The 15,184-nt window shown below is 72.4% G+C and carries 13 protein-coding genes and 2 pseudogenes; 10 read left to right on the top strand and 5 right to left on the bottom strand.

Annotated features, from left to right (window positions below):
- Together GUY60_RS21125 and GUY60_RS21120 are read right to left on the bottom strand one after the other, a co-directional pair.
- Positions 1-237, bottom strand: a pseudogene (locus GUY60_RS21125) (carboxymuconolactone decarboxylase family protein); the annotation flags it as partial.
- A 155-nt stretch (positions 238-392) separates the two neighbouring features.
- Positions 393-842, bottom strand: a complete 450-nt coding sequence (locus GUY60_RS21120; protein ID WP_161700167.1) for a hypothetical protein — start codon at positions 840-842, stop codon at positions 393-395.
- Positions 843-1,227: 385 nt separating this feature from the next.
- Between GUY60_RS21120 and metK the strand changes: the two genes are divergently transcribed.
- The 9 genes and pseudogenes from metK to GUY60_RS21075 all read left to right on the top strand — a co-directional run bounded on the left by metK (position 1,228) and on the right by GUY60_RS21075 (position 10,285).
- Positions 1,228-2,451 carry a methionine adenosyltransferase gene (gene metK / locus GUY60_RS21115; protein WP_161700165.1) on the top strand — a complete coding sequence of 408 codons (1,224 nt, stop codon included), beginning with the start codon at positions 1,228-1,230 and terminating at the stop codon, positions 2,449-2,451.
- A 12-nt stretch (positions 2,452-2,463) separates the two neighbouring features.
- On the top strand, positions 2,464-3,960 hold the full coding sequence (locus tag GUY60_RS21110) for an MFS transporter (RefSeq protein ID WP_161700163.1): 1,497 nt from the start codon (positions 2,464-2,466) through the stop codon (positions 3,958-3,960).
- A gap of 9 nt (positions 3,961-3,969) precedes the next feature.
- Positions 3,970-4,410, top strand: a complete 441-nt coding sequence (locus GUY60_RS21105) for a hypothetical protein (RefSeq protein ID WP_161700161.1) — start codon at positions 3,970-3,972, stop codon at positions 4,408-4,410.
- A complete protein-coding gene (locus tag GUY60_RS21100) occupies positions 4,397-5,155 on the top strand; it encodes a 4'-phosphopantetheinyl transferase family protein (protein ID WP_161700159.1) in 759 nt (252 codons plus the stop codon). Before GUY60_RS21105 ends, GUY60_RS21100 begins: the two co-directional genes overlap by 14 nt.
- A 19-nt stretch (positions 5,156-5,174) precedes the next feature.
- Positions 5,175-5,396 (top strand): annotated as a pseudogene (locus GUY60_RS21095) (TipAS antibiotic-recognition domain-containing protein); the annotation flags it as partial.
- A gap of 148 nt (positions 5,397-5,544) precedes the next feature.
- Entirely contained in the window at positions 5,545-6,186 is a 642-nt protein-coding gene (locus GUY60_RS21090) for an HAD family hydrolase (RefSeq protein ID WP_161700155.1), read from the top strand.
- Between the two features lie 107 nt (positions 6,187-6,293).
- Positions 6,294-7,469: a helix-turn-helix domain-containing protein gene (locus GUY60_RS21085; RefSeq protein ID WP_161700153.1), complete on the top strand. Its 1,176-nt coding sequence runs from the start codon at positions 6,294-6,296 to the stop codon at positions 7,467-7,469.
- Positions 7,470-8,284: 815 nt separating this feature from the next.
- Positions 8,285-9,460 (top strand): cupin domain-containing protein, encoded by a 1,176-nt coding sequence (locus tag GUY60_RS21080; protein WP_161700151.1) that lies wholly within the window; start codon positions 8,285-8,287, stop codon positions 9,458-9,460.
- A 6-nt stretch (positions 9,461-9,466) separates the two neighbouring features.
- On the top strand, positions 9,467-10,285 hold the full coding sequence (locus GUY60_RS21075) for a hypothetical protein (protein ID WP_161700149.1): 819 nt from the start codon (positions 9,467-9,469) through the stop codon (positions 10,283-10,285).
- 131 nt (positions 10,286-10,416) lie between these two features.
- Here GUY60_RS21075 and GUY60_RS21070 read toward each other — a convergent pair whose 3' ends face one another.
- From GUY60_RS21070 to GUY60_RS21060, 3 genes are all read right to left on the bottom strand, one after another.
- Positions 10,417-11,388: a proline dehydrogenase family protein gene (locus GUY60_RS21070; RefSeq protein ID WP_161700147.1), complete on the bottom strand. Its 972-nt coding sequence runs from the start codon at positions 11,386-11,388 to the stop codon at positions 10,417-10,419.
- A gap of 71 nt (positions 11,389-11,459) precedes the next feature.
- Entirely contained in the window at positions 11,460-12,617 is a 1,158-nt protein-coding gene (locus tag GUY60_RS21065) for a hypothetical protein (protein WP_161700145.1), read from the bottom strand.
- Positions 12,618-12,849: 232 nt separating this feature from the next.
- Entirely contained in the window at positions 12,850-14,082 is a 1,233-nt protein-coding gene (locus GUY60_RS21060) for a helix-turn-helix domain-containing protein (RefSeq protein WP_161700143.1), read from the bottom strand.
- 302 nt (positions 14,083-14,384) lie between these two features.
- Here GUY60_RS21060 and GUY60_RS38415 point away from each other — a divergent pair, with 302 nt between their 5' ends.
- Entirely contained in the window at positions 14,385-15,008 is a 624-nt protein-coding gene (locus tag GUY60_RS38415; protein ID WP_246235385.1) for an acyl carrier protein, read from the top strand.
- Positions 15,009-15,184: the final 176 nt, after the last annotated feature.

The following is a 15,184-nucleotide window of genomic DNA, read 5'->3' as shown; positions in this document are numbered from 1 at the left end:
GCCCACCCGCCCCTCGACGAGCAGCACCTCGCGCAGCAGTGTCCACGCGGCGGCAAGCACCGGGGGCGCGGGGGAGTGCAGGGCCACCGGCGGGGCCAGCACACCGAAGTCCCGCTCCAGCTGCGCGTACACCCGGGCGGCCAGGCCCTCGGCGCTGTCGGGGGCGACGGCCCGGATGTGCCGCACATCCTTCAGAGCGCCTCGCAGCACCGCTTTGACGACGGGCTTCACCGTCACGCACCTCCTGGATCGCCGGCCACTGCCCACCGATGCTGGCGAACACCCGCCGACGGGGCATCCTCTGGACTGCTCTGTGCACTGCTCTGTGCGGCACCAACTGCCCTGTCGCCCACGGCAGTCGGCGCGCCGGGAGCCGTCGGGTGCCCGGGTGCTCAGGCCGCGCGTACGGGGGTCGCGGCCGGTGCGGACTCCGCCGGTCCGGTGCGGCCCATGATCTCGCCCATCAGGCGGACCGTGGTGACTTCCGGCTCCCGGACGGCGGCCGCCCTCCGCTGCCGCTCGGCCAGGTCCACGGCCGACCTGGCCCGCTCCCACGGCGTCGGCTCGGCGACCGGCTCGGCCACGTCGGGCACAGCCGGCTGCGGGTCCGGGCCGGCCGACGTCCCGGCCAGGACGTCGATGCCGAACACCCCCTGCTCCACGAACATCCGCACCAGAGCCGTCGCGGCCCCCTTGGCGGCGGCCGCCGTGTAGCAGGTGGACGCGCTCGCCGCCGCGGCGAGCACCGTCCCGGGCGCCCCGTCGGCGGCGACGGCACGCGGGCCGTTCCCGGCCGGCGGGGCCTCGTCGGTCCGCAGGGACCGTCGGCGCATCTCGCTCATGGTCTGCCTCCCTCACCGGGTGCTGCGGAGAGATTCATTGTCGAACCGGGCCGCGGCCGATGCGTCTTCTGGCATGCGCAATCGGGCCACGGCACGCTTTCCGGGCGGCGCGCAAACCGCGCGCAAACCGCGCCCGATCCGCACCCGATCCGCGCCCAATCCGTCCCCCAATTCCCTTGCGGAATGCGCCGGGAAACTTCCCGAATGCCTTTCACCGGAATCTGTTCCGATACCTAGCCAAGTCCGCTTGCCCCGGTGGAGCGGCCTGTCTTGGATGGGATACGGAGGATGCGAACACCTGTCTCTTTCCGGGAATTGCATCCCGCGGACCCGCCGCAACCTGAGTGTGGACGCAATGATCCGAAAGCCGAGAGGAATTGCTCATATGGCCGGCAGACTGTTCACATCGGAGTCCGTGACCGAGGGACACCCCGACAAGATCGCCGACCGCATCAGCGACACCGTCCTCGACGCGCTGCTGAGCGCGGACCCGGCCTCCCGGGTCGCGGTCGAGACCCTGATCACCACCGGCCAGGTGCACCTCGCGGGCGAGGTCACCACGACCGCGTACGCCCCGATCGCCCAACTGGTGCGCGACGTGGTCCTCGACATCGGGTACGACTCGTCGCAGAAGGGCTTCGACGGCGCCTCCTGCGGCGTGTCCGTGTCGCTCGGCGCGCAGTCCCCGGACATCGCGCAGGGCGTCGACACCGCGTACGAGAAGCGGGTGTCCGGCACCGAGGACGCGCTCGCCGCGCAGGGCGCCGGCGACCAGGGCCTGATGTTCGGCTACGCCTGCGACGACACCCCCGAGCTGATGCCGCTGCCGATCCACCTCGCGCACCGCCTCTCCCAGCGGCTCACCGACGTCCGCAGGAACGGCACCGTCCCCTACCTGCGGCCGGACGGAAAGACCCAGGTCACCGTCGAGTACGACGGCGACCGCGCGGTACGTCTCGACACCGTGGTCGTCTCCACCCAGCACGCCGCCGACATCGACCTGGACTCGCTGCTCGCCCCGGACGTCCGGGAGTTCGTGGTCGAGCCGGTACTCAAGGAACTCGCCGAGTCGGGCGTCACCCTGGAGACCGACGGCCACCGGCTCCTGGTCAACCCGACGGGCCGGTTCGAGATCGGCGGCCCGATGGGCGACGCCGGACTCACCGGCCGCAAGATCATCGTGGATACGTACGGCGGCATGGCCCGGCACGGTGGCGGCGCCTTCTCCGGCAAGGACCCGTCCAAGGTGGACCGTTCGGCGGCGTACGCGATGCGCTGGGTCGCCAAGAACGTGGTCGCCGCGGGCCTCGCGAAGCGCTGCGAGGTGCAGGTCGCGTACGCCATCGGCAAGGCCGAGCCGGTCGGCCTGTTCGTGGAGACCTTCGGCACCGAGGCGGTGCCCGTCGCGGACATCCAGCGCGCCGTCGGAGAGGTCTTCGACCTGCGCCCCGCCGCGATCGTCCGCGACCTCGACCTGCTCCGCCCGATCTACGCCCAGACCTCCGCGTACGGCCACTTCGGCCGCGAACTCCCGGACTTCACCTGGGAGCGGACCGACCGCGCCGCCGCCCTGCGCCGCGCGGCCCAGACCCCGTCCCCGCGCTCCTAGGAGGCCGCTGCCGTGGACACCCGCACAACGACGTCCGCGACGGCCGGCGGGGCAACGGCACACACCGACAGGCCGCGGGAGGCACCGGAGCCGTTCGACCCCCGCCGGTGGCGGACCCTGTGGCTGCTGCTCGTCGGCCCGTTCCTCTCGCTGCTCGACGCGTTCTGCGTCAACCTCGCGGCCGTCACCATCGACCGCTCCCTGGGCCTGACGGCCTTCGAGTTCCAGGCGGTAGCCGCCGGATACGGCCTGGTCTACGGCCTCGGCCTCATCACCGGCGGCCGCATCGGCGACCTCATCGGCCGCCGCCGCGCCTACCGCCTGGGCCTCGCCCTGTTCGCGCTGACCTCGCTGGCCTGCGGCCTCGCCACCTCGCCCGGCATGCTGATCGCGGCCCGGCTCGCGCAGGGCGCCGCGGCAGCCGTCATGCTGCCCCAGGTCCTGGCCCTGATCCGGATCCGGTTCCCGGCCGCGGAACGCCCCAAAGCCCTTTCCTGGTACGCCGTCTCGATGAGCCTCGGCATGGTCGCGGGCCAGCTCCTCGGCGGCGCCCTGCCCGCCTGGGACCTGGCCGGCCTGGGCTGGCGGCCGGTGTTCCTGCTCGCGGTGCCGCTGTGCCTGCTGGCGTACGCCGGTACCGGCCGGTCCGTCCCCGCCGACGCGGGCACCGGCGCCCACCGCGGCCGCGGCCTCGATCTCGGCGGAGTCGCCCTGAGCGCCCTCGCCTTCACCCTGCTGCTGCTCCCGCTCGCCGCCGCCCGGCAGTTGCCGCTCGCCACGGGCCTCGCGCTGTCGGGCGCGGGTGCAGTGACGAGCACCTTGTTCGTCCGCCACCAACGCGCCCGCCACACCCGGGAGTTGCCCGTCCTGCTGCCCGTGCAGCTGTTCCGCGTACGCCCCTTCACCCTCGGCGTGCTGCTCACCTTCACGCTGTACGTGGCCACCGTGCCGTTCTTCGTCCTGCTCGGCCTCTACCTCCAGGAGGAGGGCGGCCTCGGCCCGGCGGCGGCGGGACTCGCCTTCACGCCGGTGGCCGTGGGCATCGGCGTGGGCGCCCGCCTGGGTGTCGCCCTGCGCGCCCGCTTCGGCCCGGCCCTGCTCGTCGGCTCCGGTCTGTGCACCGCGGCCGGCCTGGGCCTCGCCCTGTGGTCGATGGCCGCGCTGTCCGCGCACGCGTCACTGGCGCCGCTGCTGTGCGCCCTCGCGGTCTTCGGCCTCGGCAACGGTACGAGTGTGCCGCTGGTCGCCGACCTGGTGCTGAGCCGGGTGCCCGCCGAGGACTCCGGCGCCGGCTCCGGAGTCCTCACCTCCGCCCAGCAGTTGGGCGCGGCGGCGGGGGTCGCCCTCACCGGTGTGCTGCTCTTCCCGGCCACCGAGGGCGCCTCCCTGCACTATGTCCCGGCGATGTGGCTGGTCCTCGGCGCGGCCCTGCTCGCCACCGTCTGCGCGGCGCTGCTCGTCCCCTCGGGGCCCGGCGCCGCCGCTCGCGCCCCGTCCACCCGACCCTGAGGAGTCACCATGGCGACCGACACAGCGAACCCCGCACGTCCGGCACCGGCCGCTGCCGTGGCCGCGCTGCGCGGCGGGGTCGCGGAGCTCGCACGGGCCCGGGAGTGCGGCGCGTGGACGCCGGCCCCGCTGGAGCGTCGTATCGCCGAGCTGCTCGCCGTCGCGACGGCGGGCGACGGGCTGCTCACCGCGGACCGGGTGCGCGCGGCCCTGTGGGAGGGCGCGTTCCCGCTTTTCCAGGAGAACGACGGCAGGCTCGCCGCGCTCCTGTCCCAGACGCTGAAGGTCCTGCACACCGTGGACGCGTGCCCGCGGTGCGCTTACGGCCCCGGGGACAGCGGCCACGCTCTCCGGCACGCTCTCCGCCACGGCGACGGCTGCGCGGTCGCCGTCCTCGCCGAGGTCCGGGCGTTCCTCGTCGTGCTGGCCCGGGGCCATGCCCAGGCTTGACGCCGGCCCTCGCCCCGCGCGGACCCGGCCCGCGCTGCGCGCCCCGCGGCCGCTGATCCTCGACGCGCCGCCCGGTGCGCTCCAACTCCCGGACGCAGCCGCCCACTTGTGGCTGGCGGACGCGACCCGGCAGCCGCGGGCGCTGGAACGGCTCGCCCGTGACGTCCTCGACGACGGCGAGCGCCGCCGCGCCGAGAGCCTGCGCCGGCCCTCGGACCGCCGCTGCTATCTGACGGCGCATGTCACGCTCCGGGTGCTGCTCGGCGCCCAGTTGGGCATCGCCGCCCACCGGGTACGGTTCCGCCGCGAACCCTGCCCGTGCTGCGGCGGCCCGCACGGGCGGCCGGCTCCCGCCGACCCGGAGCTGCCGCTGCACTTCTCGCTCTCGCACAGCGGTGACCTCGCGCTGCTCGCGTTCTCGTCCACACCCGTCGGCGTGGACGTGCAGACGACGGGCCCGGTCGCCGTCGCCGACGAGGTCCAGGGCGCCCTGCACCCCCGCGAGGAGGAGGAGTTGGCGTCCTGCCCCGAGGTCGACCGGCCGGAGGCGTTCGCCCGCGCCTGGGTGCGCAAGGAGGCCTACCTCAAGGGCCTCGGCACCGGCCTGGCCCGCAGTCCCGCGCTCGACTACCTCGGCTCGGGCGTGGCGCCGGTGACGAGCCCGCCGGGCTGGCGGGTGGAGGACGTCGCGGTGCCTGGGGGGTATGCGGGGGCGGTGGCGGTACGGTGCCCGACCGGACGGTGAGGCCGGGGTTGCGGTTGCCGCTGCGGCAGCTTCTGCCGACGTCGAGCCGGTCCAGGCCGAGGTCGACACCCAGTACCGGGGCCTGTCCGAGATGCGCACGCCGTCCGCCGAGGAGTACCGGGCCATCGGCCGCGCCTGCGTGAACAACGAGGTGTGGCGCACCGCGTACGAGTCGATCGCGCCGGGTCTCGCGGAGTATCAGCGCCAGGCCATCGAGGCGTACGCGAACAGGCTGCGCTGATACGTTCCCCGGCATGCCCGAATTGATCGCACCCATGGACCGACTCCGGTCCTCCTGGGCTCGCGGCACACGCCGAGTGGCCTCCGGGCGCCCACCAGGACGGGTCGGGCCTGAGCAGCCAAGAACCCGGCGTCGGTAGGGTCGCCGGATGATCCGTACCTTCGCATTCGACGTAGGCGAGACCCTCGTACGGGATGACCGCTACTGGGCGGCGTGGGCCGACTGGCTCCACGTCCCCCGACACACCGTGTCAGCGCTCGTCGGTGCTGTCGTCGCCCGTGGCCAGGACAACGCCGAGGCGCTGCGACTGATCCAACCCGGTATCGACCTTCGCTCCGCGTACCAGGCCCGCGAGGAAGCAGGCCGTGGCGAGTACCTCGACGAGACGGACGTGTACGAAGACGTCAGACCGGCGCTGTCCGCACTCCGAGCTGCCGGGGCTCGCGTCGTCATCGCGGGCAATCAGACGGTGAAAGCAGCCGCACTGCTGCGCGCGCTCGAGCTGCCCGCCGACCTCATCGCCACTTCCGGCGAGTGGAGCGCCGCCAAGCCATCGCCCGCGTTCTTCGAGCGGCTCGTCGCCGAGTCCGGCGTACCTGCCGACCAGATTCTCTACGTCGGGGACCACCCCCAGAACGACACGTTCCCCGCGCGGGCGGCCGGGCTGAGGACAGCACACCTGCGGCGCGGCCCGTGGGGGTTCCTCTGGGCCGACGACTCCACGGTCGCCGAGGCCGCAGACCACCGGATCGACTCGCTCATGGATCTTGTGCCGCTTGCCGAGCCGTGATTCGTCGGAGAGCGGCCCCACCAGCGGGTAGCAGGGGGCATCGTTCTCGCCCCTCGCGGTAGCCGCGTGGATACGGTTCGATGCGGACGCCTCGAACTGGAGCCGACATGGCCACACTTGACGCTGTCGCGCTCGGGAAGCGCATCGCAGCTACCCGCAAAGCGAAGAAGCTCAGGCAGACAGACCTCGCCCGCGATTCCTTCGTGTCGCTGCCCATGGTCAAGGCCATTGAGCAGGGCAAGCGGTACCCGAGCGACACCACCCTCGAAGCCCTCGCGGCCGCACTCGGCGTCGACCCCACCCGGCTGCTCGACACCTACACCGGCGCAGAGACTCGCGTACACGCAGCCCTACCCGCGATCTCTGCTGGCCTCGCCGCGTACGACGTGCCTCTCTCATCGCCGCGCCGCACCCTCGACGAGCTGCACACGATCGTTGCTGAGACGGTGAATTGGCGGCTCGCTGCCCAGTACGGGCGCATCGCCCAGCACGCCCCCGCACTGCTCGGCGACGTCCTCGCCGCTTTCCACGCAGCGCGGGACAAGCGGGCCGCCGCCCGGCTCGTCGTCGCGGCCGCCCGGTCCGTGGACGCGGTCGCCTACAAGTACGGTGCCCGCGATCTCTCGGCCCGGCTCGTCGAGTTGATGCGGTGGGCCGTGCCCTATGCGGACGACCCTCTTCTCACCGCCTCGGTCGCCTACGTCCGAACAGAAGTGTTCTTCACTGCCCGTGCCCACGCGGCCGGCACTCGCGCGTTGGAAGCTGCGGTGGATGCCGCCCCGGCAGCACGGGACGAGGACACGGCCGCCGCGCGCGGCGCGCTCCACATGCGGGCCGCGGTCATCGCGGGGCGAGACGGCGACGCCGACACCGCGAACAGCCACCTCACCCATGCGCGCCGCTTGAGCGAACAGACCCGGGAGGGCACCTACTTGGGGACGGCGTTCGGCCCCGAGTCCGTGCGTATCCACGAGCTGTCGGTCGCCGTGAGCCTGGGGCAGGACCACGTCGACGATGCGCTCGCCGTGGCTCGGGAGTGGACTCCGTCCAAGGCCCTGCCGGCCGAGCGCCGTTCGGGGTTCTGGATCGAGCTTGCTCGCGCGCAGATGTGGGGGAGCCGGTTCAACGACGCGTTTGAATCGCTGAAGGTGGCGCGCGGCATCGCGCCTCAACACACCCGCGAGCACCCGTGGACGCGGGAGACGACCGGAACCCTTGTCCGTCTCCGGCGCGCAGACGAGGAGACGCTGCACCACTTCGCGAGCTGGGTCGGGGCCGTCTGACGCAATCCGTCACGGGGATACAGGCTGTATCCCTTATGGGCCCGTCGGCCCCGCATGCTCTGTGCATCACGTCATGGAGCGGGGGGCGAGAGATGAGCGACACGATGACGGAGATAGTCACTGTCTCCGTGGACGAGGTGAGCATTGCCCGTCTGCACGGTTTCGCGTGCTGGGGCTGCGGCGCCGTCACACGCCGACTGGAACCGTCCGGCGAGGTCTCGGTCACGCGAACCGACCGGGTGTGGCGGGTGTTCCGGTGCGCCGAGTGCCGAGAGCCGGTGGCCTCATGAGCGACGGCCGAGGCGCGCGGACGCCCACCCCGCAATCCGACCAGTCGAAGCGAATCGTCTTGGCAGGCAAGCCTGAATCGGCCCGCGTGGCAGGGCAGTTCGCCCGCGAGCACGTGATGCGCAGCGAGCCGGACGCCACCGAGGAATACGTCGACACGGCCGTACGCGGGTCGAGGTGCGCGACCCGGTGCGCCGACGCCCGCAGCCACGGCCCGAGTCGCTATTGCGTGACCGCGGCCGGGGGCTGCTGATCCTCGAAGGACTGTGCCATTGGGGCGTTGACGACGCCGTGTTCGGAAAGATCGTGTGGGCCGAGGTGGTCCGCGTTCGGCGCCGGATCGGCCGACACCAGCCACACCGCCCCCTCAATCTCCCCTTCCACCGGGAGGGGTGCACAACAACCACTGCAGGAAAGGAAGTTCGCGATGAACGATCTGCTCATCTCGAAGCGCTCCGTGAAGGGCGTCACCACCCAGGCCCCCGACGGTGGCGGCACCGGCAAGGGCGACGGCAACGACTGACACCATGAACGCCGCCATCGACGCGGCGGTCCGGAGCCTCGGCGGGGACTTCCTCGCCGAGGCCTTCGGCCGCTCATACCGCTACTGGTCACAGGCCGCCGACCTCTCCGGCCTGCTCACATGGGACGACCTGAACCGCATCATCGCGCGCCACCAGCCCGAAGCCCCCCGATTGAGGCTCTTCGCGGACGGCACCCAGGTCCCGCCCCACCTCTACAGCCGAACCCACATCACCAAGCGCCACGTCGTACGGCAGCTCGTCGAACCGGCGAACCTGCACCGGCACATCAATGACGGCGCATCCCTCGTCCTGGACGCCGTCGAGGAACTCCACCCCGGCGTCGAAGACCTCGCCACCGCCCTCGAACGGCGCCTCCGCACCGACGTACAGATCAACCTCTACGCCTCATGGACGCCGACCGAGGGCTTCGGCGTCCACTGGGACGACCACGACGTTGTCGTCTTCCAACTCGAAGGCGCCAAGCGGTGGAAGATCTACGAGCCGACCCGCAGCGACCCTCTCCGCATGGACGTGGAGGCACCCGAACCGCCCGCAGGCGAACCCGACGCCGAGATCGTGCTTCACGCCGGCGACATCCTGTACCTGCCGCGCGGCTGGTGGCACGCCGTCGCCGCCACCGAAGGCCGCTCCCTGCACCTCACGTGCGGACTCACCCCGGCCACCGGCCACCATCTCCTGACGTGGATCGCCGGACAGCTCCTCACCGCGCCGACCGTTCGGGCCTCCCTGCCCGTCCACGCCACCGACGTACAGAAGGCCGAATACGTCAACGAGATCCGGGAGGAGATCACCCGGGTACTCCGGCCGGACGTGATCGACGCGTACACGGCCGCGATGGACGCTCAAGACCCCGGCCGCCCGGCGCCCTCGCTGCCCCATGTCAACGGCGTCCCCGCAGACAAGGCCCTCCACATCCACCTGACCACCGCGCGCGCCACGCTGCACCCCGCGGCTCCCGATACGGTCAGACTCCAAGCAGCGGGGACTGAGTGGGAGTTCCGCAGCCAGGTCGCGCCCGCGCTCCTGCCGCTCGTACAGGGCGAGGCGGTCACCCTCGGCGAGCTGGCCGACCGGTCTGGCCTGACCGTCGACCAGATCGCCGCACTGGCAACCGAACTCGTCACCAGCGACGCCGCCACCGTCACCCGCGAAAGGTAGCCCGTCATGTTCCCCGCCCCCGCACCCGAGGCGGCCCACCGCATGCACGACGCCTATGGCCACGCCCGCACCCTGTTGGGCGTGGCCGCAGCCGAAAAGCCGCAGGTGTGGGGGTACATGGGCCGCACCCTCTCCGGCCCTGCCCACGACATGTGGCTCCGCCTCGTCAGCGCCCCGGCCGGGAAGGGCACCGGAAAGCTCTGGGACGGGCCCGCGGCCAGCCGCGCCCTGCCCCACGCCGTACGCCGCCCCGAGCTCCTCGACCTCGCCGACTGGGACGAGGCCGACTGGCAATACCGCGCCGAGCTGTACGTGCGCGCCGCCGCCCCGGCCGTCTCCCCGAGCCCGGTGCTGGACGAGGCCCCGGCCCTCTCCGAGGAGTGGTGGACGGGACTGCACGATTCCCTCGCCGCTCTTTCCCGTGTCCGCACCGAACGCGTCGCGGTCCGGGAGGAGTACGTACGCCGGGCCGTCCCGCAGTACACCGGCCACACCGTCGACAGCATCGAATGGGCCACAGGCCACGGTGACCTCCACTGGGCGAACCTGACCGCCCCGGACATGCTCCTCTTGGACTGGGAAGGCTGGGGCACCGCTCCCGTCGGCTACGACGCGGCCGGCCTCCTCCTGCACTCTCTGCCAGTGCCCGACGTAGCCACCCGCGTCCGCACCGAGTTCGCCGCACTCCTGAACGCTCCCGAAAGCAGAGTCGGTCAACTCGCCGCCTGCGCCGAACTCCTCCAGGCAGCCCCCCGCGTCCCTTTCTACGCTGACCTCGAAGGCGCTGTTCGCGACCACCTGAAAGCCCTGCCGCCAGTGCGGTGACCAGGCGACATGACCGGGATGTCGGCGGCGTCGAAAACGTGGTGTGCTCGCCCCCTCTCCGTACCGGCCGGGGCAAGGTGCCCCGGCCAGGAGCAGCGGACGCTGACCTGCGCTTCGAGCAGGGGAACGGCTCAGTACCCCGACCCACCCCCACAAGGCCGACCCGCCCCGATATCCGCCAACGCGCTCAGCACCAGCGGTGGATGCTCGGTGAGGCGTTGGAGGAGGTGGGGCCACCAGTTGGTGCCGTAGGTGGTGTAGATGCGGCAGGTGTGGCCGGAGGTTCGATACGTGCGGAGGAGGCCGGGTTGGACGCCGTACAGCATCTCGATGTCGGTGACCCGGCTGAGCAGGCCGCTGCGGTCGGCCGTGGCGAGGAGTTCCGGGTCCTGGGTGGCGAGGCTGAGGCGGACGCCGCGGTCCACCAGGTCCTGCGCCAGGTCGAGGTAGCGGTCGTCGAGGGCGGGGCCGCGGCGCAGGGCGAGTTCCGGTAGCTCCTGGAAGGCGCCCTTGACGAGCCGGATCGGGCGGCCGGGCCGGGCCACGTCCCCCGCGTCGCGCAGGGTGCGGTGCAGCTGGGCCTGGAGGGTGAGGCCCAAGTCCGGGTGGCCGAGGGTGAGTTCGCGGTGCACGGCCAGGGCCGCGTCGACGGTGGGGGAGCGGCCCATGCCGAGGACGACCTCGCTGCCACGGGCGGCCGCAGCAGTGGCGATCCGGCCCGCGTTGGCCAGCGCGAGCTCGGGGGAGACGGCCAGGCCCACTCCGGTCAGGTCGACGCCGATCCGGTCGGGGGTCTGCGGACCTTCGAGGAGCCCCAGGTACTCGTCGACGACCTGCCGCACCTGGGCGGGGTCGTCCGCGCGGTCGGGCGCGGCGAACTCGGCCGTGACCCGGTACCCCTTGGCGCGCAGTTCGGTGACGCGGGCGAGGAATTCGGTGCGGTCGGGCGCGAGGACGTAGCGACGGGCGGCGGGGGAGAGGAGGTCGCGCAGCGCCGAACCCGGCCTCGCGAACTCCCGTACGCAGCGCGGGTCGGTGGCGATCTTGCGCAGGCCCTCGGCGGCCGCTTCGAGCAGGGCGCGCTGGGAGAGGTCCGGCATCATGGCTGCGCCTCCGCGATGGGTAGAGGGAGCGTCGGAGTCCGGTACGCCGACGGGTGCCGTACGCCGTGGGGTCAGCCGGTGCACACGGGCTCCAGCGGCCGTAGGGGCCTGGCCACCGAGGCCGTCAACTCCCGGATGCGCGACCGGTCCTGCTCCAACTGCCGGGCCGAGCCGTGCAGCGTGTACGCGACACCGGTCACCGGGCGGCTGCCGGGTGGCCCGGTGCGGCTGTTGCCCCGCGGGCCCGCGTCGAAGAAGTACACGGACGGCAGCGCCTCGACCGCGTCGACGGCCTCCTGGTCCAGCTGGTCGGGGCCCGCGGTGAACCCGGCGGCGGTGTCGACGAGTTGGGCCTCGCACAGCTTGGCGTAGCCGCGCCCCGCCCACTCGGCCAGGAACCGTTGGGGCTCGGCGAACGCCTGCGCCGTCAGGTCGGACTGGTTGACGCCCCGGCTCAGGTCGTCGTAGCCGGGCAGCACGTCGGGGGAGAGGCGGAACGCGGCGTCCAGGAGGACCGGCCCGTCCGGGGTCAGGATCAGCTCGGTGCGGCTGGGGCCGTTCCGGACACCCAGCGCCTCCAGCACGTCATGGGTGTACGCGACGAGCCGGGCGGCGACCGCGCTGTCCGGCTCGGCCAGCTCGGAGCGGTCGGTGCGTACGTACGGGCCGAACCGGCGGGTGTGGCGGCGCTGGACCGCGACCGTGCAGCGGCGCCCGTCGCGCGAGACGCTCTCCACCGTGTACGCGGGGCCGGGCAGGAACTCCCGTAGCAGCGCATGGGAGTTGGGCTCGCCGAAGACGTTCCGGCCGCCGATGACGGTCTCCGCGGCCTTCCGTACCTCCTGCGGGTCCTCGCAGACGGTGGTGTCCACGCCGGGTGTGCGGGACAGCGGGGTGACGACGACGGGGAACACACCGCGCGCCGCGGCCAGTTCGGCGAGGGCCTGCGGGTCGTCGCGGCGCCACTGCCTCGGGTGGCGCAGGCCCGCGTGGCGCAGGGCGCGTGCCATGGCGTCCTTGTCGCGCCGTGCGGTGGACAGTTCGGGGGCGTTGCCCGGCAGGCCGAGCCGCTCGGCCAGCGCGTCGGCGAGCGGGCCGCAGGACTCCTCGCCGGGGAGTACGCAGAGCGGCGAACGGGAGGCGATCCGGGCCGCGAGCTCCGCCGTGCGCGGGGTGGCGCCGGGGATGCGCAGTACGTCAACTCCCCACTTGGCAAAGGAGAGCGGCAAGAACCTGGACGATCCCTCGCAGCCCACCAGGACCGCCGTGGATCGGACTCCCTTGTTGCGCCGGGTGTTGGTCATGCTGTCCCCGTCCCCTGTGTCGGCAACATGGCCCGGACATCGTGCCAACGTTTCCAGGAGATGGCAAGATGTTGCCAATTGGTGAGGGTGGGTTGGCAAGGCGGGGTGCGGGCTGTTGGCCGTCCGCGTCGAGGTCGGTGACGGTGGAGCCCGGGTGTCAGGCCCGCCGGCCCGCCACCTTGCCCCGGGACTTCAGCAGGCACTCCGCGGCAAGCCGCCAAGTGGCCGCCGCCAGGTCGATGTTGGAGGACTCCTGGGCCTGGAGCGCCAGCTTCTGCAGCCCGGCCATGCCCTCCTCCTCGTCGCCCTCCAGGATCCGCAGCTGATGGTCGAGCACGTCGAGGCGCATCTTGCTGCGGTACGACATCCGCAGTTCGGCGCGGCCGAGGCGGTCGAGCAGGGCGCGGGCGTCCGGCAACCGGCCCTCGTGGAAGGCCAGATGGGTCTTGAGCGCGGCCAGCTCCTGCTCCATCGAGGGCGTGTCGACGAAGGGCAGCCCGGCCTCGGCCGCCTCTATGTACTTCTGGGCCGCCTCCGGCTCCGGCGGGGACATCTGCAGGTGCAGATCGGCCGCGGTGAGCCGCAGCCGCATCCACAGGGCGAGGTTCTCGCGGCTGCTGAACTGCTCCAGGGCCTGGTCGAGGAGGCCGAGCGCGGACTTGAAGTCGCCCTGGCGCACGCGCACCACGGCCGCGGTCCACATGGCCTCGGCCCACAGCGCGTCGCCGCGGCCCTCGACCAGTCCGACCAGTTCGTCGGCGTGCCGGCGGGCGTCGGGGACGCGGCCCGCCTCCGCCTCGACGGACACCAGGACGAGCAGGACCGTCGCGGTGTGCTGGGCGGGAAGTTCGTACTGCCGGGCCAGTTCGTGCGCGGTGGTCGCGGCGTCCAGGGCGGGGGCGATCTCGCCCGCGGCGCGCAGGTTGCGGGCGAGCTGGGTCAGGGACTGGGAGCGCAGCTCGGGCAGCCCGATCTCCTCGCCGAGCGGCACGAGTTCGTCGAGGTAGGCCCGCTCGGCGGCGTGCTCGCCGTTGCGCCGGCGGCGCTGGGCGAGCAGCCACAGGGCCTGCCAGCGCAGCATCGGGTCGGGCGCGTGCGCGGTCTGAAGGGCCTCGGCGAGCTGCTCGCTGGTCTCGTCCGAGTCGAGGGACGTGGCGATCGACAGGCTCTGCGCCAGCGACGTGGCCCGGGACTCCTCGAACTCCGCCGGGCTGATGCCGAGTTGGCTCGCCAGGTGGGCCACGGCGCGCTCGGTGGGCTGCCGCGCGCCCGATTCCAGGCGTGACAGATATCCGGTCGACATGCCGTCACCGGCGAGCGCGGCCTGCGAAAGGCTCCGCTCTGTCCTCAGCTGCTTGAGCCGACGACCGAAGGATGGCTGCTCAAGCACGTGATTGCCCCAACCGGATCGATGGACTACGGGGGTTGCCAGCCGGACGATTTGCCGCCGTTGTGTCACATCTTTCAACTTTGCCGTGTCGAATGATAGCCAAGTCTTTACAGACTTGGCAAATGGCAGAGCCGGGGCGACCTGTGCCTTTTGGTCAAGTGGCGGAACTTTTCGGGAAGTTGACTTGCCAGATCTTCTGGCAACCTGTTGCCAGTTGGACAAGCGGTGCCCTACGCTACTGGCAACATGCAGTGCCAGGTCCATCCGCTGACCGCTGTCGACGATGCCCAGGAGTGGCGTACATGACTCGTGACCGCGCTGATGCCGTCGCCGCCGCCGGAGCGTCCGCCCCGATGTCCGGCCCGGACGGCGCGCTCGCCTCGAAGGAGGCGGACCAGCTCCAGGAAGTACGGCAGTTCATGCTCCGGGCGTGGAGCGACCTGCTGTGCTGCACCGGGCTCACCGAGCATGCGGACTTCTTCGCGCGTGGCGGCGACTCACTTCTGATGACCCGTCTGGTGCGGCGTGTGGGCGAGGAGTTCGGCGTCGCCGTCTCGCTGCACGGCATGTCCCGCAGGAACCTCGGCGACCAGGTGCTGCTCGTGCACGGGCTGCGCACCCGGCTGCTGGCCGGCAAGGCGCGGCCGGCCGTCGGTGCGCATCAGGTGTCGTCGTTCATGAAGGCCGAGTGGTCCGAGCTGCTCGGCCGCCCCGTGCTCTCCGCCGCCTCCGACTTCTTCGCCCTCGGCGGCGACTCCCTGCTGCTGACCCGTCTGGTGCGGCGCGTGGAGAAGGAGTTCGCGGTCAAGGTCGCGGTCCACGACATGCTGGCCGCCCCGACCCTCGGTGAGCAGACCCTCATCGTCCGCGCCCGCATCGAGGCGGCGGTCCGCGCCGCGCTCCGCACGCGCGGCCGCGCGGCCTGACCCACCGAGCCGCCTCGCCCGTTCCGCCCAGCGCCCTACGCCGCTTTCGCGCCCCAGGCCCCGCCCGTTCGTACGGGTGGGGCCTTCTCCCGTGCGGCGCCGGAGAGTTCGGCACCCTTCGCCCGCCCGGGCGGCTGTGACTCCCGCCGGCCCCCGCTGGCTTCCCTCCCCGGCTG

Source organism: Streptomyces boluensis (assembly GCF_009908195.1).
In the GTDB taxonomy this organism is placed as follows: Bacteria; Actinomycetota; Actinomycetes; order Streptomycetales; family Streptomycetaceae; genus Streptomyces; species Streptomyces boluensis.
Note: the sequence above shows the minus strand (reverse complement) of the source record. Positions and strands in the feature narration are given on the sequence as shown.